Annotated in this window: 16 protein-coding genes and 1 tRNA gene; 8 read left to right on the plus strand and 9 right to left on the minus strand. The window is 63.2% G+C overall.

What is annotated here, in order from left to right; genetic code table 11:
- Position 1: 1 nt before the first annotated feature.
- Positions 2-1192, plus strand: a complete 1191-nt coding sequence (locus tag VFO93_RS17230) for an aspartate aminotransferase family protein (protein ID WP_325135618.1) — start codon at positions 2-4, stop codon at positions 1190-1192.
- A gap of 125 nt (positions 1193-1317) precedes the next feature.
- On the opposite strand, the gene VFO93_RS17235 is transcribed toward VFO93_RS17230, so the two are convergent.
- Positions 1318-1764, minus strand: a complete 447-nt coding sequence (locus VFO93_RS17235) for a TerB family tellurite resistance protein (protein WP_325135619.1) — start codon at positions 1762-1764, stop codon at positions 1318-1320.
- A gap of 257 nt (positions 1765-2021) precedes the next feature.
- On the opposite strand from VFO93_RS17235, the gene pfkA reads away from it, so the two are divergent.
- Positions 2022-2993 (plus strand): 6-phosphofructokinase, encoded by a 972-nt coding sequence (gene pfkA / locus VFO93_RS17240; protein ID WP_325135620.1) that lies wholly within the window; start codon positions 2022-2024, stop codon positions 2991-2993.
- 47 nt (positions 2994-3040) lie between these two features.
- On the opposite strand, the gene miaA is transcribed toward pfkA, so the two are convergent.
- Together miaA and VFO93_RS17250 are read right to left on the minus strand one after the other, a co-directional pair.
- Positions 3041-3991, minus strand: coding sequence for a tRNA (adenosine(37)-N6)-dimethylallyltransferase MiaA (gene miaA, locus VFO93_RS17245; RefSeq protein ID WP_325135621.1), 951 nt, complete (start codon positions 3989-3991; stop codon positions 3041-3043).
- A gap of 63 nt (positions 3992-4054) precedes the next feature.
- Entirely contained in the window at positions 4055-5245 is a 1191-nt protein-coding gene (locus VFO93_RS17250) for a glycosyltransferase (protein WP_325135622.1), read from the minus strand.
- 112 nt (positions 5246-5357) lie between these two features.
- On the opposite strand from VFO93_RS17250, the gene VFO93_RS17255 reads away from it, so the two are divergent.
- The 4 genes from VFO93_RS17255 (at position 5358) to VFO93_RS17270 (ending at position 12448) form a co-directional block, all read left to right on the plus strand.
- Complete coding sequence (locus VFO93_RS17255; protein WP_325135623.1) at positions 5358-8987, plus strand: PAS domain S-box protein; 3630 nt, start codon at positions 5358-5360, stop codon at positions 8985-8987.
- 54 nt (positions 8988-9041) lie between these two features.
- Positions 9042-9428, plus strand: coding sequence for a response regulator (locus tag VFO93_RS17260; RefSeq protein ID WP_325135624.1), 387 nt, complete (start codon positions 9042-9044; stop codon positions 9426-9428).
- A 125-nt stretch (positions 9429-9553) separates the two neighbouring features.
- A complete protein-coding gene (locus VFO93_RS17265) occupies positions 9554-10321 on the plus strand; it encodes an MBL fold metallo-hydrolase (RefSeq protein WP_325135625.1) in 768 nt (255 codons plus the stop codon).
- A gap of 549 nt (positions 10322-10870) precedes the next feature.
- The gene (locus VFO93_RS17270) at positions 10871-12448 is read left to right on the plus strand and encodes an NFACT RNA binding domain-containing protein (RefSeq protein ID WP_325135626.1); all 1578 of its coding nucleotides are present in this window, start codon (positions 10871-10873) and stop codon (positions 12446-12448) included.
- Between the two features lie 106 nt (positions 12449-12554).
- Here the strand turns inward: VFO93_RS17270 and VFO93_RS17275 are convergent.
- Positions 12555-12636, minus strand: a tRNA-Leu gene (locus VFO93_RS17275).
- Between the two features lie 213 nt (positions 12637-12849).
- Here VFO93_RS17275 and VFO93_RS17280 point away from each other — a divergent pair.
- On the plus strand, positions 12850-13314 hold the full coding sequence (locus tag VFO93_RS17280) for a low affinity iron permease family protein (protein ID WP_325135627.1): 465 nt from the start codon (positions 12850-12852) through the stop codon (positions 13312-13314).
- Between the two features lie 177 nt (positions 13315-13491).
- Here the strand turns inward: VFO93_RS17280 and VFO93_RS17285 are convergent, their stop codons facing one another.
- Positions 13492-14004 carry a hypothetical protein gene (locus VFO93_RS17285; RefSeq protein WP_325135628.1) on the minus strand — a complete coding sequence of 171 codons (513 nt, stop codon included), beginning with the start codon at positions 14002-14004 and terminating at the stop codon, positions 13492-13494.
- A 182-nt stretch (positions 14005-14186) separates the two neighbouring features.
- Positions 14187-20378 carry an alpha-2-macroglobulin family protein gene (locus tag VFO93_RS17290; protein WP_325135629.1) on the minus strand — a complete coding sequence of 2064 codons (6192 nt, stop codon included), beginning with the start codon at positions 20376-20378 and terminating at the stop codon, positions 14187-14189.
- 159 nt (positions 20379-20537) lie between these two features.
- On the opposite strand from VFO93_RS17290, the gene VFO93_RS17295 reads away from it, so the two are divergent.
- Positions 20538-21332 (plus strand): porin family protein, encoded by a 795-nt coding sequence (locus VFO93_RS17295; RefSeq protein ID WP_325135631.1) that lies wholly within the window; start codon positions 20538-20540, stop codon positions 21330-21332.
- Positions 21333-21421: 89 nt separating this feature from the next.
- Here VFO93_RS17295 and VFO93_RS17300 read toward each other — a convergent pair whose 3' ends face one another.
- The 3 genes from VFO93_RS17300 to VFO93_RS17310 form a co-directional block, all read right to left on the minus strand.
- A complete protein-coding gene (locus VFO93_RS17300) occupies positions 21422-21955 on the minus strand; it encodes a hypothetical protein (RefSeq protein WP_325135632.1) in 534 nt (177 codons plus the stop codon).
- A complete protein-coding gene (gene mreC / locus VFO93_RS17305; protein WP_325135633.1) occupies positions 21952-22992 on the minus strand; it encodes a rod shape-determining protein MreC in 1041 nt (346 codons plus the stop codon). The genes VFO93_RS17300 and mreC overlap by 4 nt, the downstream gene beginning before the upstream one ends.
- A gap of 108 nt (positions 22993-23100) precedes the next feature.
- Positions 23101-24126 carry a rod shape-determining protein gene (locus VFO93_RS17310; protein WP_325135634.1) on the minus strand — a complete coding sequence of 342 codons (1026 nt, stop codon included), beginning with the start codon at positions 24124-24126 and terminating at the stop codon, positions 23101-23103.
- Positions 24127-24360: the final 234 nt, after the last annotated feature.

Below are 24360 nucleotides of genomic sequence, written 5' to 3' on the forward strand. Positions count from 1 at the left end.
TATGCTTACCCCCCGCCAGCTTTTTCTGCGCCACCAGGCCCAGACCTCCGGGTTTCCACTTTTGCTGGAAATCGAGCGGGCCGAGGGCGTGTACATGTACACGCCCGAAGGCCGGCCCATCCTTGATTTGATTTCCGGCATCGGTGTCAGCAACGTGGGGCACCGCCACCCGCGCGTGCTGCAAGCCATTCAGGAGCAGATTGATAAATACCTGCACCTCATGGTATACGGCGAGTTGGTGCAGGCGCCGCCCGCCCGGCTGGCCCACGCGCTGGCCGTTACCCTGCCCGCCCCGCTCGATACGGTGTACTTCACCAATTCGGGGGCCGAAGCCGTTGAGGGTGCGCTTAAATTGGCTAAGCGCCACACGGGCCGCACGGGGCTGATTTCGGCTTTCAACTCCTACCACGGCTCCACGCACGGCGCGCTGTCCATCACCGGCTCCGAGGGCTTCAAGAACAGCTACCGGCCGTTGCTGCCCGATGTCACGCACCTGCGCTACAACGAGCTGGCCGATTTAGCCTTAATCACCGAAAACACGGCCGCCGTCATCCTCGAAACCGTGCAGGGCGAAGCCGGTGTGCGCCTGCCGCAGCCCGGCTACCTGCCCGCCGTGCGGCAGCGCTGCACCGAGGTCGGCGCGCTGCTCATTCTGGATGAGATTCAGTGCGGCTTTGGGCGCACAGGCACGCAGTGGGCATTCGAGCAGTTTGGCGTGATACCCGACATCTTGGTATGCGCCAAGGGTATGGGCGGCGGGATGCCCATCGGGGCGTTCATATCGTCGCCCGAAATCATGGTGGGCTTCCAGACCAATCCCATCCTGGGGCACTGCACTACCTTCGGCGGGCACCCGGTGAGCTGCGCGGCGGCGCTGGCCACGCTGCGGGTTATTCAGGAAGAAAACCTGCTGGCCGGCGTAGCCGCCAAGGCCGCCCGGCTGCGGGCCGGCCTGCGCCACCCGGCCATCAAAGAGGTGCGCAACTGCGGCCTGCTCATGGCCGTGGAGTTTGAATCGTTCGACGTGCTCAAGCCAATTATCGACCGGGCGCTGGCCGAGGAAGGCATCCTCACCGACTGGTTTTTATTCTGCGACAACTCGTTGCGCATCGCGCCGCCGCTCACTATTACGGAGGCCGAAATTGACGCCGCGTTGGCGGGGCTGCTGCGGGCTGTCCGAACCACGGATTAAAGCGGATTTTTCGGATTACGCGGATTTTGTAGGCGGTATCCTTATTAGCGAGTTAGCGCGCTTACCAAAAAGGCCACCCGAGGGGTGGCCTTTTGACGTCTACAAAATCCGCTTTAAGCCGTGGTCTAGTGCTGCGGGATATTATTATAATTCAGGAACGACAGGCTTTCTTCCTTGATGCGCTCGCGCGGGATGGCATCTTTTACACCCTGCGAGATTTTGCGCACCAGCACACCCACAATGGCTTTGCGGAAGCCCAGCTTCTCGGCCATCATGATGCAGAAATCCATCTCGGTTTCGTCCACGATGCCGTCGGCGAGCATCATGTCCACGAGGTCAAAAATCTGGTCGAAACGGTCGGAGTCGTTGTGCGGCAGGTCGGATACGCAGCTGGTATCGCCCGACACGAGCTTGCGGACTTCGCTGGCCGACACGCCGTTTTTCTTGCCCACGGTGATGATGAAATTCAGCTCGCGGTCGTCAATGTGGCCGTCGGCTTTGGCGAGGGCGGCGAGGTTGCACAAGTGGCCTTTGATTTTTTTGGCCTGCTCATTTTCGAAAAAACCAAACATGGGATTGGTAGAAAAGAGGTGGAGAGATACGGCCAGCGGGCCGGGTGGGAAGTAGGCGAAAAGTAAGCAGGAAAAGCCGCAAAAGCTAGGACTTTACCCCGCTTAATTTGCCCCCTATACGCAGATTTCACAAAAACGTAAGTTAAAAAAACCTCGGCCCTACCCTATTACTGCCCCGCAGCTACGACCTTTGCGGACTTAACGGCGGCAGCCGCTGGCTTCTTGGCCGGGCGGCGCTTACTTAAGTAACTCGTTTTATGAAGCGAATCGGAGTATTTACCAGCGGCGGCGATGCGCCCGGCATGAATGCCTGCGTGCGCGCTGTGGTGCGGGCGGCGGTGTACCACGGAATCGAAGTGTACGGCATCATGCGCGGCTACAGCGGCATGATTAAGGGCGAGTTTGTGCGCCTCGACTCGGCCTCGGTGGCCAACACGGTGCAGCGCGGCGGCACGATTCTGAAATCGGCCCGCTCGCAGAAATTCATGACCAAGGAAGGCCGTCAACTGGCGTTCGACCAGCTGGTTAACCACGGCATCGAGGGCCTGGTGGCCATCGGCGGCAACGGCACGTTTACGGGCGCCACCATCTTCGAGCAGGAGTTTGGCATCCCGACCGTGGGCGCGCCGGGCACCATCGACAACGACCTCTACGGCACCGACTACACCATCGGCTACGACACGGCCGTGAATACGGCGCTGGAGGCCATCGACAAAATCCGGGACACGGCCGACTCGCACGACCGCTGCTTTTTTGTGGAGGTGATGGGCCGCGACTCGGGCTACATCGCCATTCCGTGCGCCATCGGTGGCGGGGCCGAAATCGTGATGGTGCCCGAAACGGCCATGAGCGTGGAGGCCGTCATTGAGACACTGCAAAGCAGCTACTCGCGCCACAAAACCTCGTTTATCGTGATTGTGGCCGAGGGTGAGGAAGAAGGTAACGTGCACCACGTGGCCCGCCGCGTGAAGGAAGCCCTGCCCCAGCTCGATACCCGCGTCACCATCGTGGGGCACATTCAGCGCGGCGGCTCGCCCACGGCGGCCGACCGCCTGCTGGCTTCGCAGCTCGGCATCGCGGCCGTGGAAGGCCTCATGAACGGCATGAAAAACGTGATGGCCGGCATCGTGGACCGCAAGCTCATGTACACCCCGTTCGACGATACCATCCACAAGCGCAAGGTTATCAACCAGAGCTTTATGCGGATGGTGGAAATCCTTTCGGTGTAACTCCAAGCTCCAGCTTGGAGATTCGTCAGGGGTAGTCGAACGGCCGCTCAACGAGTCTCCAAGCTGGAGCTTGGAGTTACATCAACCCACTGATAACCCGCGTCCCTGCGCAGCCACGTGAGCTGGCGCTTGGCGTAGTGGCGGGTGTTGCGCTGCAAGAGGCGCACGGCCTCGGCGTAGTCGTAGTCGCCGTCGAGGAAGCCGAAGATTTCCTGGTAGCCCACGGTTTGCAGCGCCTGGTGGTCGCGGAAGGGTAGCAGCCCGCCGACCTCGGCCAGCAGGCCGGCGGCCAGCATGGCCTCCACGCGCTGGTTGATGCGCTGGTATAATTCTTCGCGGGGGCGGCTCAAGGCCACTTTCACTACCCGGAACAAGCGGGCAGCCGCAGCGGCTGCCGCCGCCTCGGGGCCGGTGTGGTAGCTGGAAAACGGCCGCCCGGTGCCGCGCGTGATTTCGAGGGCGCGCAGCACGCGCTGGTGATTTTGGAGGTCGAGGCGGCCGTGGGCCACGGGGTCGGTGGCGGCCAGCTCGGCTACCAGGGCGGGCAGGCCCTGGGTTTGCAGCTCGTGCTGAAGCTGCTGACGCACGCCGGCATCCACGGCGGGCAGTTCGTCAAGCCCATCGGTCACGGCTTGCAGGTAAAGGCCCGAGCCGCCGGTGAGGATAACCACGGGCAGGCGCTGAAATAGCCCATCGAGCACGGCTAGTGCCTCGGCCGCGAAGCGGCCGGCGCTGTAGTCCTGCGTAATGCTGTGCGAATCAATAAAATGGTGCGGTACGCCCTGCATCTCCTCAGGCGTGGGCTTGGCGGTGCCGATGCTGAGCTCGCGGAAAAACTGGCGCGAGTCGGCCGAGATAATCTCGGTGCCAAGCTGCTGGGCCAGAGCCACGCTGAGGGCGGTTTTGCCCACGGCGGTGGGGCCGGCCAGCGCTAGCAGCACGGGGCGCGGGTCGGCGGCGGTGGGCGCTAGCTGGGTAAGTATTTCGGGGGGAAGCATATTTTTTGAGCTCTTAGCTACTAGCTGTTGGCTTTCATTAGGATGCAATTCGAGAAAAAGCCACTAGCTAGCAGCTAATAGCTGAGTATATAGCCCTACCAGCACCTTTTCCTCTTCCTGCCAATTCCATTCCTCCCGGGCTTGGCGGCAGTTTTCGGCCAGGCGCTGGTAATAGTCGCCGGGCTGGCCGCCGGGCAGCAGGCGGGCCAGGGCGGCGGCCAGCGTGGCGGGCGCGAGGTCGGGCACCAGGGCGGCTACCTCGTGCTGCGCATTGAGGGCGCGGTACTCGGGGAAGGCTATGCACAGCTGCGGAATGCCCGCCTGCACGTAGTCGAAGAACTTATTAGCCAGCGAATAGTAATAGCTCAGGCCGGTATTTTCCAGCAGCATAATGCCCACTGTGGCCTGCGCCGTGAGTTGCCGCAAATCGGCCGGCAGCACGTAGCCCTTAAACTCGACCTGCCCTGAGGCCAGCAAGCCCAGCCGCGCGGCCTGCGCCCGCAGCGCAGCCGAGAGGTCGCCCTCGCCGCAAATGACCAGCCGGGCCGGCACCAGCGGCATGGCTTCCAGCAGCTCGGCCAGGCCCCGGCCCACGTTGAGCGCACCCTGGTAAAGCAGGGTGGGAGGGGTGAATTCAGTGCCTGGTGCAGAGTGCTTGGTGCCTAGTGAAAAACGAGCACCAGGCACCAAGCACTCTGCACCAAGCACTAAACTTACCGGCACGTTGCGCACCACGGCAAAGGCACTACCAGGGTGCCGCTGCTCGAACAAACGCGCCAGCGCCGGCCCCACCGTGTAGCACAGGCGGGCGCGGGGCACGATGAAATTTTCGACCCACTGCCAGAGGCGCTGCACGCGGGGCCGCGTCACTACCTCGGGCACTTCGGTGAAGAGCTCGTGCGCGTCGTACACGAACGGCTGCCCGCCCAGCCAGGCCCGTGCCCAGGTAGGCAGGGCCGCGTCGAGGTCGGCGCAGGCCCAGGCGTCGGCGCGCTGGCCCAGCAAGTACCAGAGCAGCCGCAGGTTATATTCGAGGTAGAATAGCTTGCCGCGCTGAAACCAGCCGCGCAGCCGGTGCTGCGCGTAAAGCTCCTGCGTAAGCGGCAAGGAAGATTTTCGCTGCCAACCTACTAGCTCTACCTGGTAGCCGGCGCGCGCCAGGCTGCCGCAAATGCGCTGCATGCGCTGGTCGTAGCTGAGGTCGGTGGTGACGGCGAACAGCAGCCGTGGCGCTGCCGTGGTTAAATTGCCCAAAAATTGGAAGCGCTGAAGTAAGTTGCTATAATTAAAATTTCTACCCCAAATTTAGGGTTTGGTAAGCGGTGGGCTGGCTTTGGCTTATCACTTACACTGCCTAGTGGCTTTTATGCAAGGTTTTCCGGTATCTTCTTCGCCTACTACCCCACCTGCCGCCACGCTGCTCGACCAGCTGCAGCTGGCCTACCTGCTGCTCGACCAGCAGGGGCTGATAGTGGAAACGAATGAAACGCTGCTGCGCCTCACCGGCTACACCGGCGCCGAGGTGATGGGCCGCGCCTACCACGAGGTGTTTTCGCCGCTGAGCCAGCGCGAGCAGCGCCAGCAAGAGCTGCTGCACGTGCTGCGCGAGCACACCCACTCGCCTTCCTACGACCACGACCTGGTGGCCCGCGATGGCCGCCTAGTGCACCTGCACTGGCAGCAGCAGCTGCTGCGCAATGCCGAAGGGCAGGTGACCGGCCTGTGGGCCGCCGGCCACCTAGTGAGCCTGGTGAAGGAGCTGCCCGGCAGCGAGCAGGTAGACGAGCCGGCCTATTTGCAAGATTTCTTCAATGACTCGCACGACCTGGTGCTGCACCTGAAGGCCGACAACTCGTTCTTGTTCATCAACAAAGCCGGCGAGGAAACGCTGGGCTACCAGGCCAGCGAGCTGGCCAACCGCTCGCTGGCCGACATCGTGCACCCCTACTACCGGGCCAAGCTGCTGCACCAGCTGCGCCGCCTCTACGAAGGGCAGGCGCTCAACAAGCTCGAAACCGTGCTGATGACGCGCAGCGGCCGGCCGGTGCACCTCATCGGCTCGGTGAGCTGCGTGCGCATCGCCGGGCAGCCGCTGAGCGCCCGCGTGGTGCTGCACGACATCACCGACCGCATCAAGGCCGAGCGGTTGCAGAAGGTGTATTACAGCATCGCCAACCTGGCCATCTCGGCCCGCGACCTGCCGGCGCTCTACGGCGCTATTCACCGCGAGCTGAGCAAGATACTGGAAACCAACAACCTGTATATTGCCCTGTGCGACGACCAGCGCACGCAGCTGCGCTTTGTGTACCACATCGACCAGTACCCGCAGCTGAACTCGGGGGCGAGCCGGCCGTTTTCGTCGGGCGTGTCGGAGTACGTGATTCAGCAGGGGCGGCCGCGCTACTTCAGCCGGGCCGAACTGCTGGAATTGTTGCGGGAAGGTGCCATTACGGCCTTCGGGCGGCTGCCCGAGGTGATGCTGGTGGCCCCGCTGAGCGTGGGCGACCGCACCATCGGGGTGCTGGCCGTGCAGGACTACGACCGCGCTGACACCTACGCGCCGAGCGACCTCGACATTCTGCACTTCATATCGAGCCAGGTGGCGCTGGCCATCGACCGCAAAAGCCAGGAAGAACACCTGGCCCGGCAGAATGCCCGGCTGAACGCCATTTTTGAGAGTGGCAACCACTTGCTGTGGAGCGTGACGCGGCAGGGCAACCTGGTGTCGTTCAACCGCAACTATGCCGACAACTACTACCGCCGCAACGGTGCGCTGCCCCTGCCGGGCCTCAACCTGTTTGAGGTAGAGCGCGGCACCACCGAGCCGGGCACGCACGACGTTATTGCGCAGCACTACCGGCTGGCGCTGCAAGGCCAGCCGCAGCAGTTTGAGGTAAACACGCCCGACTCGATGGGCCGCCCGCTGTGGATGAGCGTGAGCCTCAACCCGATATACCTGCCCGACGGCTCGTTTGAGGAGGTATCGGCCCGGGCGCAGGACATCACCGAAAGCAAGAACTCGCAGCTGGCCCTGGCCGCCCAGGAAGAGAAATTCCGCTCGATTTTTGAGTCGTTTCAGGACATCTACTACCGCACCGACAACGCGGGCCACTTTACCATCCTGAGCCCGTCGGTGCGCGACATTCTGGGCTACGAGCCCAGCGAGGTGCTCGGCCACTCGGTGAAGGAATTTTACGCCTCGCCCGAGCAAAATGCCGCCATCGCGGCGGCCCTGCAGCGCGGCGGCGAGCTGCGCAACTACGAGGTGCAGATGCGCCACCAGGACGGGCGCCCCGTCACGATGCTCATTAACTCGCGCCACACGGCCAGCGGCACCGAGGGCATCGCGCGCGACGTGACCGAGATGCGCCAGATTCAGGACGACCTGCGCCACGCCAAGGAAGAAGCCGAAGCCGCCCTGGCCGCCAAAACGCAGTTTCTGGCCAACATGAGCCACGAGCTGCGCACGCCCATGAACGGCATCATTGGCATGATAGACCTGCTGCACCAAACCGGCCTCGGGGCCGAGCAGGCCGACTACGTGGACACGCTGCGCAAAAGCTCGGACGCGCTGCTAACCATTTTGAACGACATTCTGGACTTGTCGAAAATCCAGGCTGGTAAGCTGCGCCTGCAGGAAGCGCCGCTGGTGCTGCGCGGGCTGCTCGAGCGGCTTCACTCGCTGTTTTCGTACCGCGCCAGCCAGAAAAACCTGCGTTTCACGTACCACATCACCTCGCACACGCCGCCGCACATCATCACCGATGAGATGCGCCTGCTCCAGATTTTGTCGAACCTGGTAGCCAACGCTATTAAGTTTACGGCGCAGGGCACGGTGAGCGTGGTGGTGTCGTCGGTGGCGACGGAAGATGATTTTCACACCTTGCGCTTCGCGGTGCAGGACTCGGGCATCGGCATCTCGCCCGACGATGCGGTGCGGCTGTTTACCAGCTTCACGCAGCTCGACACTACGCCCAGCAAGGCCTTCGGCGGCACGGGCCTGGGGCTGGCCATCAGCAAAGAGCTGGCCGAGCTGCTGGGCGGCGAAATCGGCGTGTTCTCGGGCGTGGGCGAGGGTAGCGTATTCTGGTTTACCATTCGCTGCCGCGTAGCGGCGGCCCCGCTGCTGCCCGCCCCCGACGAGGCCGACGACAACAAGCTGAAGCTGCCGCCGGCCCTGCTGCGGCCGGCTACCGGCCCGGCCCCGCGCATTTTGCTGGTCGATGACAACGCCATCAACCAGAAGGTAGCCGCCCGCCTGCTCGATAAGCTGGGCTGCGAGGTCGAAATAGCCAGCGACGGCTACGAGGCCATTGCCCGCGCCACTGCCCCCGATGCCAAGTATCAGCTTATCTTAATGGATATTCAGATGCCAGGGCTCGACGGCATCGCGGCCACCAGCGAGATAAAGGCGCGCCTCGGCGGCACCTGCCCGCCCATCATCGCCATGACGGCCTACTCGATGGCCGACGACGCGGTGCGCTTTGTGCAGGCCGGCCTCGACGACTACCTGGCCAAGCCCGTGAAGCACCAGCAGCTCTCCGACATGCTGGCGCGCTGGCTGCCGGGGGCCCCGCCCACCCCGCCGCCCGCCAACGTGGTGGCAGCTACCCCGCAGCCGCTCACGCTCGATGTGGAAGTGCTGACGCAGCTGCGCCAGCTGGGCGGCCTCGAGTTTACGGCCGACCTCTACACCGATTTTGAGCAGGAGGGCGGCGAGCTCATCAATCAGGCGGCCGCCTGCGTGGCCGCCGCCAACTGGGAAGGCCTGCACCCGCTGATGCACCAGCTCAAGGGCACGGCCGCCACGCTGGGGCTGTCGGCTATTTCGGGGCAGGCGCTGCGCATCGAGCAGTTGCTCAAAAGCTCAACCGTGGGGGCGCTACCCATCGAATTTAAACTTCTGCAACATTACTTTGCTCAATTCAAAGCCGTGTATCCGGGGGTGGTAATGGCGGCTGAGCCCCAAGCGGTGCCCGCCGAAAACCTTCCCTAATCCGTCTTAATCTGCTCGTTAGCTTGCCCTTACACCCCGAACTTACCCAATTGTATGCCGGCCGAAACCGCTTCTAAAACCATCCTCATCGCCGAGGACAGCAACGTTATCTCGAACCTTACCCGCAAGATTCTGGAGCAGCAGAAATACAAAGTTTTGTTGGCCAAAAACGGGGGCGACGTGCTGCCGCAGCTCGAAAAAAATGCGGTTGATGCCGTGCTCATGGACATCAACATCCCCATCAAGGATGGCATGCAGTGCACCCGTGACATCCGCGCCCACGCCAACGCCAGCATCAACTCGCTGCCCGTCATCGTGATTAGCGGCAACGCCAACGACTACTCGATGGCCGACTTCCAGGCCGCCGGCGTAACGGCCTACCTGCCCAAGCCGCTCAACTTCGACGAGCTCGTGCGCATGGTGCGCCAGTACGTGGGCTAAAGCCAGTTATGAATTTTGAGTTATGAGTTTTGAGTTATCTACTGGTTTCGTGCTTTTGGCGTAATCCAAGCAGCTGACTGATACGCTCCAACTCATAACTCAAAACTTAAAACTCATAACTCCCCGTGACCATCACGTTTCTCGGTACCGGCACGTCTTCGGGCGTGCCGATGATAGGCTGCGACTGCGCGGTGTGCCGCTCGCTCGACCCGCGCGACCAGCGCCTGCGGGTGTCGGTGCACGTAGCCGTGGAGGGCCGCAGCCTGGTGATAGACACGGGCCCCGACTTTCGGCAGCAGATGCTGCGCGCCCGCATCACGCAGCTCGATGCGGTGCTGTTTACGCACGAGCACAAAGACCACACGGCGGGCCTCGACGACATTCGGGCCTTCAACTTTCGGCAGCAGCAGGAGATTCCCGTCTTTGCCGAGCCGCGCGTGATTCGGCAACTGCACCAGGAGTTTGCCTACATCTTCGCCGAGCAGAAATACCCCGGCGTGCCGCAGGTGAGCGTGCACGCCATCGAAAGCGATACCGCGCCCTTCGACGTGCTGGGCCTGGCCGTGCAGCCGCTGCGGGCGCTGCACTACCGGCTGCCGGTGCTGGGCTTCCGCCTCGGCGGCTTCGTGTACCTCACCGATGCCAACTACCTCGCCCCCGAAACGCTGGATTTACTGCGCGGGGCCGATACCATCGTGCTTAACGCGCTGCGCAAGGAGCCGCACATCTCGCACTTCACCCTGGCCCAGGCCGTGGAAATACTGGAAAAGCTGGCACCCCGCCGCGCCTACCTCACCCACATCAGCCACCAGCTGGGCCGCCACCGCGAGGTCGAGGCCGAGCTACCCGCCTGGATTCGGCTGGCGTATGACGGGCTGAAGATTGAGGTGTAATGCCCGACGCGCTGAAGCGATAATGCTGCGTATGCATCTCATGGTTTACTCACGGCGAGCGTATCGCTCTTCGCTGACGCCCACAGTTTTAGTAGACAGGCTCCAGCAAGTGGTACCCCCGCGACCAGCCGGTTTATTTTGGTGGCTGGGGTCTTTATATCTGCCATGCCAAGGACAAGTAGTGCCAGCTACCAACTCCTTCCGGGCACACATGCGCTGGGGGCGTTCTAATGAGGCCAGCGTAAAGGGTAAGTGGTGGGCTTCTTCTGCTACCTCAGCTTCCGGTGGTACTACGATACAGCTGATTATCCATCCGCCCTGGGGCGAGCTTTTGTTTGGCTATAGCTTATTGGCTTTTGCTGCGCTCCTCATCTTGTTATCGAGTTCGAAGGCAAAGCCAACACCTTGGGTTCCGCTTGCGCTACCTGGCCTCATGGCAATACTCTGGACAGGTTTTTCCTGGGGTGATGTCTGCCACGCTGAACGTTACTTTAAAGAGGCTCTACAGCTACAACAAGAGGCGAGCTTATCTTGATTTACAACCAATAAATGCACACCAATTACTACTTCCTGCGCCAGCTGGCCCCCGCCCTCACCGCGCAGTTGCGGGGCTACCGCGTGGCCAGCTGCTTTTCGCAGGAAAAGGACGAACTGGTAATTGGCTTGCTGAATGATAAAGGCCGGGAATTCTGGCTGAAAGCGCAGTTGGGCGCGGCCTTCCCGGCGCTGGCTTTACCCGAAACGTTCCAGCGCGCCCGCCAGAATTCGGTGGATTTGCTACCCGAGCTGCTAGGCCTCACCGTGGCCGAGGTCGTGGCCTGGCCGCACGACCGGGTGCTGCAACTCACCTTTGCCGAGCACGGTGCCACGCTCGCCTTCAAGCTCTACGGGCCGCGCCCGAATGCTATTTTCCGGCCGGCAGCGGGCGCGCCGGCCCAGCTGTTTCACCAGCGCTACGCGGCCGATGCGGAGCTAACGCCCGCCGACACCAGCGCGGCCCCGCCCCCGCTCAGCGCCACCGGCAAGCTGCCACCCGCGCTGGCCGACCTGCCGGCCCGCTACCTGCGCGAGCAGCGCGGTTACGACCCCGCCCCGCTCGAAACCAAGCAGCGCCTCGCGCAGGAGCTGCTAACCGAGCTGGAAAGCCCGGCCCACTACTACCTCATCCAGTTCGACGGCCGCACCCGCCTAAGCCTGCTGCCGCTGGGCGACGTGCTGCAAACGCTGCCCGGCAACGACCCCATCGGGGCGCTGCGGCGCTTCGTGCCGCTGGCCCTGGGCCACCGCGCCCTCGAAACCGAGCGCCGCCAGCTACGCCAGCTGCTAGAGCGCCGCGCCGACGAGGCCGCCACCAGCGCCCAGATGGCGCGGCAGCGCCTGCACGCCCTGGCCCACGAGGCCGGCTACCGCCACCGTGCCGACCTGATAATGGCGCACCTGCACGAAATAAAGCCCGGCGCGGCGCAGCTCGAAGTCATCGACTTCTACACCAACGAGCCGGTCGTCATCAAGCTCAAGCCGCTCGAAAAGCCCCAGCGCACCGCCGAGAACCTCTACCGCAAAGCCAAAAACCAGCAAATCGAAGAGCGCCAGCTCAGCGAGCGCATCGCCCGGCGCGAAACGGAAGCCCTGCAAAACCTGGAGCTACTGGAGGAGCTGGACACGCAGCCCACCTTGCATGAGCTGCGCGGCCTGCGCGCCTGGCGCAAGCAGCACGGCCTCGACCCCAGCGCCGCGCCCGCCAAGGCCGGCACCGAGTTACCTTTCAAGGTATTCGAGGACCGGGGCTTTACCATCCTGGTAGGGCGCAACGCGGCCAACAACGACCTGCTGACCCAGAAATACGCCCACAAAGACGACCTCTGGCTGCACGCCAAGGACGTGACGGGCTCGCACGTCGTAATCCGGCACCGGGCGGGGCAGCCGGTGCCTGAGCCGGTAATTGAGCACGCGGCGCAGCTGGCGGGCTGGTATTCGCGCCGGCAGCACGACTCGCTGTGCCCGGTCACGGTCACGCCCAAGAAGTTTGTGCGCAAGCCCAAGGGCGCGCTGCCGGGGCAGGTGGTAGTCGAGCGCGAGCGCGTGGTGCTGGTAGTGCCCGCCAATCCATTTGAGAATGTACCGTAAGCTTTAGCTTGCGTAGCGCTTGGTCAGCGCGTCCTCACGCCACGCAAGCTAAAGCTTACGGTACACACAAAAAAGCCCACTTTGCAGCGGGCTTTTTCGTTTTGCGTGCGCGCGGGGAGATTCGAACTCCCACACCCGAAGGCACCACCCCCTCAAGATGGCGTGTCTACCAGTTTCACCACGTGCGCAAAAGGCAATCGGCAACTTGGATTCGGCCAGCGGGCCGGCGTAGCTGAGGCGGCTAAGCGGGTGCAAATGTACGCCCCCATTTTGCTTCTGTGCAAATACAGGTTCATTATTTCTTAAAGAAAATGGCGGCTACACGCCTGCTTCATTATCGTTGTGCTTATTTGGCAGGGTATTAGCTCCGCTATTTTTTTGCGCTTTTTTTCTCTCGACCTATGGCTACTGGCTCCAATTCCGTTAAACGCTCTTTGTTCGGGCGCTTCGCTGAGAAAACAACGCAGTACTCGGGCTCGACGCCCGTGTTTGTGGGCGCGGTGGCGCTGGTGCTGGTGTGGGCTATGCTCGGGCCGGTGTTCAAGTACTCCGAAAACTGGCAGCTGGTCATCAATACCGGCACCACTATCATCACGTTTTTGATGGTATTTCTCATTCAGCGGGCGCAGAATAAGGACTCACTGGTGTTGCACCTCAAGCTGAACGAGCTGCTGGCCGCTACTAAGGGTGCCAGCAACCGCCTCATCAACGCCCAGGATTTTTCGGAAGAGGAAATTCACCTCATTCACCAGTTCTACTGCCTGCTGGCCGAGAAAGCCAAGCAAGACAACGACCTCGGCGAAACGCACTCGGTAGAGGAAGCCGAAGACAACCACCACGAAAAGCTGGCCGCTCACCGCGACTAGAACGATTATGGTAGCTGGCATTGGGCCGATGTAGAGACGCATACTTGCGTCTCGCGTCAGACGAGCTCGTCTGACGTGAGACGAAGTATGCGTCTCCACACCAGCTGGACACCACCCAAACGCAAAGAGCCCCGCCAGCAATGGCGGGGCTCTCTTGTTTATCATCCAAAAAGCGGCCTAACGGCGGCGCTTCTTATGGCTGCTTTTAACTACCGTTTTCTTGGTGGCGCGGTGGCTTTTGGTAGCGGTAGCCTTTTTGGTTTTCGTCTTGGTTTTGTGCGCGGCAACCTTTTTGGTGCTGCGGTGGGCGCTGGCCTTGGTGGTGTGGCGGGCGGCGCTGTGGTGGCGGGCGCTGCGGCTGCGGCTATAGTGGCGCAGGGCGGTGCGGTGCTCGGCGCGGGTGGCTACGGCTGCTTCGTCGGGGCGAGCTTCGACGGCTTCGGTGTAGTGGGCGGTGGCGTCGAGCTCGGGCGAAGCGGTGGCGTCTTCGGGGTCAATTTGCGCGGTGGCTTTGGCTACCTCGGCCATCTTCTTGTGGCGGGTCGGCATCAGGAAATCGCGCTCGGCCCGCTCGCGGACGCTCAGCTTTTCTTCGCCGGGTAGTTTGGTTACGGCTGCGTTTTTATCGGTCTGGGCCTGGGCCGCCGAGGCGCTCAGGAGTAGGGCACAAATAGCAATTAACTTCCGCATCAATAACTTACTCGTTGGTTAGAGAAACAAAAATAGGCCGCTGACCCTCACCGCGCAAGGCTTTTGGGCTTCAAGTAAGGGGCTTTTTCGGGCCGGCGGGCCGGCCGCCGCGAGCCAACTACCCCTGTATCAGGGCCCCTAGCTTCAAGCACCGCAAGCAGTGCTTGAAGCCGGGTTTTATCCTACTTTGCTTGCCCCGAAATTTGTAAGCGCTGCCCTGCCGAGGTGGCCCCGAACTCGGGCGCGTACAGGCACTGCACCTGGCTGAGGCCCCCCGAAAAGTCGCCCGCCTGGCTGGCGCGCAGCCGGTATTCGAAGACGTGGGTGCCGCGCGGCACCTCGCTGAGGAAGAAGTTGGTGGCCGCATCGCGGGGGCTTTCGTAGTAGCCGAGTCCATTTTGGTAGCGGTAGCCGCTGAGCTGATTGATGGGCTCCAGGCCGGCGGCGCGCTGGTCTTTGAGGTGCACGTATTCGAGGGCGCGGTCGGTGCGCAGCACCAGGCGCACTACCAGGGCGTCGCCCACGCGGAGCGGGGTGGCGGTCGTTATTTTTTCCAATGCCGGGCCGGTGGCGGTGCGGGTTTCGCGGTAGAGCTGGCGCTCGACGCTGAGCGGCGAGGCGGCGGGCGTCACCTTGTCGATGTCCTCAAAATACTGCCAGTAGAGCGCGCCCCAGGCCGGGCCGGCGTCGGTTTTGGTGAGCGTGACCTTGCCCTGGGCAGGCTTGATGTCAGCGGCGGGCCAGGTGGTTTTGAGGTAGCCGATGCCGGCCTGGGCGGGGGCGGGCTGGATTTGCTCGCCCCCCACCGTGGCTTGCAGGGGCTGGGTAGCGGCCGACCAGTCGGTGCCGCGCAGCAGCAGGGCGTAGCAGGCGTCGGCGGTGGCGCGGGTGCTTTCCCAGCTGTGGGTTTGCTTTTGGGTGAGCAGCCAGAGCTTCATTTCGTCCACCGATTTTTGGTCGTTTTTGACTTCATCGAATGCCTCGATGAGGGTGGCCTGGGTTTCGGTGGGGGCCTCGCGCCAGTAGTAGCCGCCTTGCACGTCTTTCCAGTACATGCCCAAATCGGGGCTGTGGAGGGCGTTTTCGGTGAGGGCGCGCAGGATGGTTTGGGCGGTCGCGGGCTGGTTGTCGCGGTGCAGGGCAAGAGCCAGTTGCGCTTGCAGGTAGCGGGTGCGGCCCAGCCAGTGCTGGGCGGCCTGGCCGAGGTAGTAGGCGCGGGCGGCTTTGGCGGCCGGGGCCACGGGCAGCGCCGGCCAGAAGCTGCGGGCGTAGAGCGCCTGGGTTTCGAGGTCGCCGAGGTGATTTTCGGTCAGCTTCACGCCCTTTTGCTGGCGCAATAGGGTGTAGTCGCGGGCCTGGGCGGCGTCGAGGGATGCCACGGCGCGCTGCAAGATGACGCGGGCGGTGGCGTCCTGGCTAGCGTCGAAGGCATTGAGCTTTTTGAGCTTGCCGAAGCCGGCCACGATGAGCTGGGTGAGGTAGCGGTCGGCGGGCATTTTCTCAAACCACGGAAACGAGCCGTCGGGCAGCTGCATGGCTTGCAGCTTGGCGAGGGCGCGGGCGGTTTCGGCGGTCAGGCGGGGCTCGTCGAAGAGGGTGCTGAGGCGGGTGAGGCGCTCGGTTTCGCTTTGGGCATCGCGCACCCAGGGCGTTTCCTGCAAGAGCAGGTTTTTGAGCTCCTGGTTTTGGGCGAGCTTGCTGGCCAGCTGCTCGCGCTGCTGGGCGGTGCCGCTGGCGGCCTGGCGCTGCCACTCGGCCAGCACGGTTTTGAAGCGCGGGTTGGCCTTGAGAATCTGGGCGGCCAGCAGGTTGGCGTAGAGGCGGCTGAATACCTGCTCGGAGCACTCGTAGGGGTACTCCATGAGGTAGGGCAGGCTTTGCACGGCGTACCAGGCGGGGTTGGCGGTCAGCTCCAGCGTCAGGCTCTGGTTGCGGCGGGTGGGGCTGCTGGTGCTGGTCAGCTTTTTCAACTCAAACGCGCGGGTGCCGGGGCCGGCGAGGGGCAGCGGCAGGCTTTCGGTGATGAGGATTTTATTCGGCAGCACGGGCAAGGTGTTTTCCTCGCCGTCGCTGAACGTAGTGCTTGGTGCCTGGTGCTTAGTGCTTGGCTTCTTACGCTTGCTTGCTTTCTCCTCTCCCCCACCGGCCTGGGCTACCACGCGGTAGGTCACGGCCACGGGCGTGAAGTCGGCGGGAATGCGCAGCGCCCAGCCCAGGGCCACGCTTTGGTGGGCGGCGGCCGCTACGGCTTGCTGGGCGGGGCCTTGCAGCAGCTGGCTGGTGATGTCCTGCCCGGTGGCGGCGTCGAGCAGAAAGAGCTGGGCCGTGCCGCTGGTGGCGTGGTCGGTGAGGTTGGAGAACCGGGCGGGGAAGGTGAACGCATCGCCCGGCCGCAGGAAGCGCGGCGCGTTGGGCGTGAGCTGGATTTCCTTTTGGGTCACAAGCTGGCGGGCGAGCTGGCCGCTGCGCAACTGCTTGTCGTGGGCCAGGGCCAGCAGCTGCCAGCGCGTCACGGCCTCGGGCATCTGAAATTCGAGTACTACGTCGCCGTTTTTATCGGTGTACAGGGCGGGCTGCCAGAAGGCCGTTTCGCGGAAGTCGCTGCGGGCGGCGATGGTGCTGAGGTCGGGGGCAGCGGGTTGTGCAAGAGCCACCTCTTCATAAGAACGTCCACGTAGAGTAACCAGTTTAGCTGCGCCCGGTGAACTATCTGCCATTGCTGCCGAGGCCATAGGCGCGGCGGCCACTTCCATATCCCGTTTAATAACTGGTGCAGTGAACTTCAACTTAACCCCCGGTATAACATTGGTTAATCGGCTTCTTGAATTACCGCCAAACCTGTCATCCAACCCATCTCGGTCAGCCTCTCCATCCAAATGACTTTGCCAGTCATTGAGCTCAGGATATTCCACTCCCGTTGGCTCGGCATCAACATCAGTATCACCCAGCGACTCCGAATTAATCCACTCAAAACTCCCCTGCCACCCGAACCGCGCCGGGTAGTAGTCGCCGCCAAAATTCAGCCCTTGAAAGCTGTGCTGGCGGAAAATATCCAGGCTTTGGTCGTAGAGCGTGGCGAGCAGCTCGGCCTCGGCGGGGCGGCCGTTGGCTTGGTGAATGGTCACGCGCCAGGTTTCGCGCTGGCCGGGCTGGAGCCGGTCGCGGAAGGTGGCGATGCTGAGGCGCAGCGGCTGAGGCCGCTCGGCCACCTGCACGGTGGCGGTGTGGACGTAGAGGCGGCCAGCGCGCACCTGCGTGGTGTGAATGTAGAGCGGGCCGGGGGCCGTGGCCGGGCCACTGGCTACCTCCAAACGGCGCTGCTCGCCGGCGGCCAGGGTCAGCCACTCCTGGCGCAGCAGCTGGCCGCCGCGCTCTACTTCGAGCAGGATGCGGGTATCGGGCTCGCTGCTGCCCAGCAGCAGGCGGGCCGGCTGGCCGGGGGCCACCGTGTCGGCGGGCACCGCTACCCAGTCGGGCGTGGCGTAGGGGATAGTGGCGGCCTGGGCGTCGTAGAGCACGAAATCGAGGCGGGCGTGGGCGGCGGTATCGGGCGCGGCGGCCTGGGCTTCGAGGCGGTAGCGGCCGGTGGGCACGCCGGCCAGCAGGGCGGCCACGTCGAGCGCCGGGCTGGTGCGGGTGTCGAAGGGCAGCGTTTTGACTAGCTCGGCGGGGGCTTCGTTGTCCTCGGTTTCGGGGGCGGGGCCGGGCACGCCGGGCGGGTTGGGGCGGTAGCGGCGGGCAAGCAGGCGCAGGGTGCCGGTGGCGGGCAGCGGCTCGCCGGTGGCATTGGTGCCGAGCAGCGTGAGGGCGGGCAGGTGCTGGCGGTCGAGGCGCTCGGGGCCGGCGAGCTGTAAGTTGAGCGGATTGCGGCCGATAACCACGTTGCGGGTGCCGGTGCGGGTTTCGCCGGCCGCGTCAGTCACGTCGGCGGTTATTTCAAACAAGTAGCCCGGCTCCCAGCCGCGCCGGCCCGGCTGCCGGGGCGCGGCGGGCGGCGTAAAGCTGAGTGTGAAACGCCCTTCGGCATCGGTAGTAGTAGTGCCGTGGGTTATTTCCTGGCTGCCACGCCCCCCGCCGGGCGGGTAAATGCTGCGCCCATAGCGGCCATACCCGCTGAACAGCGGCCACAGCTCGCGGCGCGTGACGCGGTACTTCACGGTGGCCCCGTCGGTAGCCTGCCCGGCGTAGGCGCGGGCGCGCCCCGTGAGGGCGAGCGGCTGCCCCAGCTGCGGCCGGCCGGGCACCGAGTCGAGCGTCACCAGGAAGGTGGGCCGCTTGTAGTCTTCCACCTGAAAGCCGAGGCTGCCGTCGTCGGTTTGCAAGGTCATCTGGCCGTTGAGCAGGCCCGTGGGCAGCACCAGCGAGCCATTGAACGAGCCGTAGTCGGAGGTGGTAAAGGTGAGCGTCTGGGCGGTTTGGCCGTTCACGTCGAGCAGGCGCACGCTCACGGACTGGCCGGTGAGCAGGCTGTTTTTAGAGCCTTGGCTTTGGGTTATAAGACCCTTGAAATACACCGTCTGGCCGGGCCGGTAGATGGCGCGGTCGGTGAACAGGAAGGTGCGGCGGGCGGGGCTAGTGTCTTTATCCAGATGGTTGGGGTAGCCCTCGCTGTCCACTGCTACCAACAGCGTATCGCGCCCGCGCCAGATTTTGGCGCGGTTTAAAGATGGAAATTGCTTAGAGTAGTCGGGGGAAGCCAGTTTTATTTCGCCGGAGGCGGCTGACTTAACGATTTCGCCCAAGTACTTGACCGTCTTTTCGCCCCTTTCATAAGCGTAAAAGCCTTGAGCCGAAACGCCACTCAAAGGCAATCCACTTTGCCGGTGCAGCACAAGTAGCACAGAGCCAGTCCGGTGCTCGCGACCCTGCCGCAGGGCGGTCAATTCGCTGGCCCCCAACACGCCGAAAGCCGTGACGCTACCGGCCGGGGCCGGGCTGGCGAGGTTGGGTTTAGATTGATTGGTCAGCACAACCAAGTAGTGGCCTACAGGCAACGCCGCGCCAGCTACGGCTAATTTTTGCTCTTTGTAATCGAGCGGATGCGCTGGCACGGGCACCGCCCACGCGGCGGCCGGGGCCGCTTTCAGGGCGCGGGCGTAGCGCCGGGCCACCGTGGGGTTACGCTCGTTATAGTCATTAGCTGTTTCCCATTCGCGCAGCGTAATGCGGTAGGCGAAGGCGTGCAGCTCGGTCACGTTGCGGGCCGTGACGTCGAGCCGCCAGGGCTGGCCGGGTACCACGATGTCGGCGGCCGAAAACGTGATTTCGGGCCGCTCAATCTCCTCGCGCAGCACCCGTGCCTGCGCCGCCCCGCGCGACTTCGGAAACCGGGCTTCGGCCGCCCGCGCCAGGGCCACGGCGGCCACGGGGTCGGTTGCGCGCAGCGCCTGCGCCCGGCGCGCCATAAACTCCGTGCTGATGGGCAGCGCCTTGTAGGTCTCGGCCATTTGGGTTAATGCCGCCGTGTACTGCTCGGTGTAGTCTTCTTCCTGCGCGAAGGCGCGCACGATACTGAGGCCGCGCAGAAAACGGAGGCGCTGCAAGTCCACGTCGGCCAGGGCGGCGGGGTTGTTGGCTGCTAGGCGGGCGGCCGTGAGGCGCTGCAACAGTTGCAGCGCGTGCAGCTGGCCGTTGAGCGAGTCGGCGGCGGGCACGGCGAGCTTCAGCGCCGCGAATTCCTGCGCGCTGCCAAACAGCTTGGGGTCGGTGGCCTGAAACTGCTGCTCGGGCCGCGTGATGTACAACTCCTGGTTTTGCAGCCCTTCGATAGCCCGGTGCGCCAGCAGGTCGTAGAGCGTGGGGCGCAGGGCACGGCCTTCGGCATCGCCGCCCACGGCCAGGTCGCCGAGGGCGGCCAGGGTAGTGCGTAGCTGGCGCTGGGGCTCGTCTTCTACCGACTGGTAGTAGTGCCGCACGATGGCCGCGCCCAGCCGGCCGGCATCCCAGGTGGCGAGGGTAGTGCCGCCATCGGCCGCGCCGGGCGTGGCCTGGTCAGCGGTGGGTGCTGCGCCCTGGGTGCGCTCGTAGAGCTGGTAGCGGTGCTGGTTGTAGTAGTCGGCGTAGAGCCCGGCCAGCAGCGAGTGCAAAATGGGCCGGGCCGGAAACTGCGCCGTTTTCAGGTCGGCTTCGAGCAGGGCAATGGCCTTTTCGTCGGCGTCGTTTTCCTTGTTGTCGAGCAGCCGGATTTTATAGAGTAGCGCCCGCACGTAGGCCGGGGCGTTGTTTTCTTTCTTCGCCTGCTGATAAACTTTTTCGACCAGCGGCGCGGCGCTGGCGGTTTGGTCTTTCTTGAGCAGGGCGTCGATTTTCTTCCATTGGGCCGCCAGCGGCGGCTGGGGACCAGGGGCGGCCGAGTCGGCCAGGAGAGCAGTCATGAGAAGGGCGCAGAACAGCAGCAAGTAACGCATAAGCGGGCAGTGAGTACGCCCCAAAGATGCCAGAACCGCGCCAATTGCACAGCTGCAACCGTTGAGGCAGCAAATTGCTCCCTAGCTTTGCGCACGTATTCCTTTATTCAGCTTTTTCATTTTTCTGTGAAAAACATCTCCACGACCCTGGCCACGACCGGGGCGCTGTGCCTGGCCGCGCTCGCCGGCCAGGCCCAAACCAGCATCTCCTTCGGCCCGCGCCTGGGGGCCAACCTCACTACCTTCTCCTACAGCGGCGAGTCCATCGGCGTTGAGAATACCAGCTCGCGGGTGGGCGTACAGGTAGGCGGCACGGCCAACATTGCCTTCGGCAACTTCGCTTTTCAGCCCTCGCTGCTCTTCACCCAGAAGGGTGCCAAGCTCACCGCCGCCCAAACCGACAACAGCGGCGGCTACACCACCACGGCCAGCGTGGAAGTCAAACCCCGCCTGCACTACCTCGAGCTACCCCTCAACATGGTGTATACCAGCGAGGGCGACCACGGCTTCCAGCTTTTTGCCGGGCCCTACGTGGCGCTGGGCGTGGGCGGCGGCGGCTCGTACCAGGTTAGCCTGGCCAGCACCGACCCGCAGTACAGCCCGTTTGCCGGCACCTACCCCGGCTCGCTGACGGTAGAGTACGGCGACCGCCAGAATGATAACAGCGCGGCCACCGGCGGCACGGGCAGCGGCGGCGGCGTGGGTTTCGGGGCCCCTACCCTCACGCTCACCGCCCACCGCTTCGACGCGGGCCTCAACGGCGGCATCGGCTACCGCGTGGGGCCGGTGCAGGCGCAGCTGGGCTACAGCCTGGGGTTGGTCAATTTTGTACCGAAAGGCCCCGACGGAGAAGATACCGGCAGCAAAGCGTATCACCGGGGCTTCCAGCTGGCGGCCACGTACTTCCTGCCAGGCAAGTAGAATTTAGAGCTTAGATATGAGACGTTAGACATGAGAAAGCTTCATAGAGCAGTTCTCATGTCTAACGTCTCATGTCTAAGCTCTAAAGCTTACCCCCGCCCGCGCCGCACTGGAAAGAGCACTAGCTGCACTATCAGCATCACCACGGCAGTGTAGAGCACGCTCACGCCTACCCGACTCAGCGTAACCAGCGGGTGCTGCAAAGAGCCCAGCTCCAGGAAGAAAAACGCTAGGTGGTGCAGCGTCACGAGCACGCCCAGATACACCAGAAACCACTGCCAGCCCATCTGGTGGATGTTCACGGTATCCTGGGCGTCGTAGCCATCGCGCGGGGTTAGCAGGCGCAGCACCCACGGGCGCAGGTAGGCCAGCAGCACGGCGGCGGCGGCGTGCAGCCCGCCCGTATCGTGCGCTATATCAATGCTAAAGCCCAGCACGAAGCCCAGCGCCAGCTGCAAGGCCACGGGCGTGCTGATGGGCAAGAACAGCAGAAAACCGAGGTAGAAGAAATTCCAGCCCAGGCCGAAAAGCACCACGCTACCGTTGTCGAGCAGCAGCACGTACACGCTCACGTAGAGCACGAAAAGCAGCACTTGGCGGCCGATAGTCCAGGCGAGGCTCATGGCTTTTTCTCTTTTTTAGCGGCTTCTTCCTTCGCAGCCTTGGCCTGGGCGGCCTTGATGCTGGCGGGTAGCTCGCTGGTGTGCTGCTCCAGCGAGTCGCGCTCGGTGCTGGGTGGCGTGGGCACCACATACACGTAGGTGAGGCGGCTGAAATCGACGCCCAGGCGCAGCTTCACGGTCAGGAAATCCTTGTTGGGCTCGGTCGTCACCGACTCCACGGTGCCGATAAACACGCCGGGCGGAAACACGGCGTTGTAGCCCGACGTCACGATGGTATCGCCGCGTAGCACGCGGGTCTGGCGCTGCACCTGGTCTACGAGGGCGTGCGCAAAGTCCATGCCTTCGGGCCACTTCACGCTGCAAATGGTGCCGTCGCGCTTTATCTGGGCGGCTATTTGCAGCTTCGAGTGCAGCACTGAGGTCACGCGGGCGTAGTGCTGGCTCACGGCCTGCACCTTGCCCACTACCCCACCGGCGGCGATAACACCCCGGTCGGGCTGCACGCCGTCGGCGCTGCCTACGTTCAGAGTCAGGTAGTTGTCCACCTCGCGCAGCGAGTTATTGATAACCCGCGCTGCTACGAGTGGCTGGCTGGCCTGCCGGGTAAGGCCCAGCAACAGGGTGTCAGGTCTGGAGTTTTGAGTTTTGAGTTTTGAGTTTTGAGCTGGCCCGGTGGCCACGCTACCTGGCGCTGGCAGTACGGCCGGGCGCAGGTGCCGGTACACGATGCGCCCGAGCGTGTCGCGGCCCACGGGCAGCGAGTCGGCCTCGCGGCGGCTAAAGTCGGTGGGGTACAGCCGGTAGCGCAGGCGGGCGTTGTCGGCCAGCAGCTCTTTGTTGAGCTCGCCCAGCCGGAAATAGTCGGCCACCTGGGTGCGGCGCTCGAGCAACACGCCCATGTAGGCGTTGGCCGAGTTGAAGAACGCCGCCCGCTGGTACGAGCTGTTGGTCAAGAAGAAATAAAAGCTCACTACCTCCAGCAGCACGAAGAGCAGGATGCCCTGGTAGCGCAGCAAGAATGCAAGGAGGTTCCGCATAACTGGTTGTCATGCTGACGAAGGAAGCATCTTGTCAGGTTAGCATTAGTTTGACCGGCTAATGCTAACCTGACAAGATGCTTCCTTCGTCAGCATGACAGCTAAGAATTAAGTCAAAAGAACGCCCCGGAAGCCCTGAATGTCCTTGATGGCCTTGCCGGTGCCGCGCACCACGGCGCGCAGCGGGTCTTCGGCAATGTGAATGGGCAGCTTGGTTTTGGCGGCCAGGCGCTTGTCGAGGCCGCGCAGCAGCGCGCCGCCGCCGGTGAGGTGAATGCCGTTTTCGTAGATGTCAGCCGACAGCTCGGGTGGGCTGATTTCCAGCGCTTTCAGCACAGCTTCTTCGATTTTGGCCACTGATTTATCGAGCGCGATGGCGATTTCCGACGACGTTACCTTGATAACCTTCGGGATGCCCGTCATCAGGTCGCGGCCGCGCACCTCGTAGTCGGGCGGCGACTGCTCGAGCTCGGAGAGGGCCGCGCCCACCTCGATTTTGATGCGCTCGGCCGAGCGCTCGCCGATGAGCAGGTTGTGCTGCCGGCGCATGTAGTCGAGAATATCCTGGTTGAAAACGTCGCCGGCCGTTTTAATGGACTGGTCGCATACGATGCCCGACAAGGCGATAACCGCAATCTCGGTGGTGCCGCCCCCGATGTCGATTATCATCGAGCCCACGGGCTGCTCCACGTCGATGCCGATGCCGATGGCGGCGGCCATAGGCTCCTGAATCATCCACACTTCCTTGGCCCCGGCGTGCTCGGCCGAGTCGCGCACGGCGCGCTTTTCCACTTCCGTGATGCCGCTCGGGATGCAGATAACCATGCGGTGCGAGGGCTGAAACAACCGATTGCGGGTGTCGATGAGCTTAATCAGGCCCTTAATCATCTCCTCAGCCGCGTGGAAGTCGGCAATTACGCCATCCTTCAAGGGCCGGATAGTCTTGATATTATCGTGCGTCTTTTCGTGCATCTGCTGGGCCTTGGTGCCCACCGCGATGACTTTATTGGTAGTGCGGTCTTTGGCGATGATGCTCGGCTCATCGACCACAATCTTATCGTTATGAATGATTAGCGTATTGGCAGTGCCCAGGTCGATGGCAATGTCGCTGGTCAGAAAATTGAAGAATCCCATTTAGAATGCGCCGCACGCAGCAGAAGGCCGGTAGCAATACGCAAAGGTACGATAGAACTAGCGGGGGTTATCATGCCCCTGCGCGCGGGTTTTGCTGAATTATCACTCCGGCGTGGCCCGCGCCCTTACCGCCGGGCTTACTTATCTTGCGGGGGCCGGCGCAGTATTTTTCCGGGAAATTTCCGGTTACCCGGCTGCCTACCCCGCGCTTTTGCCTTCCTCTCTCCCACCCAC

It is taken from the genome of Hymenobacter sp., from assembly GCF_035709525.1.
In the GTDB taxonomy this organism is placed as follows: Bacteria; Bacteroidota; Bacteroidia; order Cytophagales; family Hymenobacteraceae; genus Hymenobacter.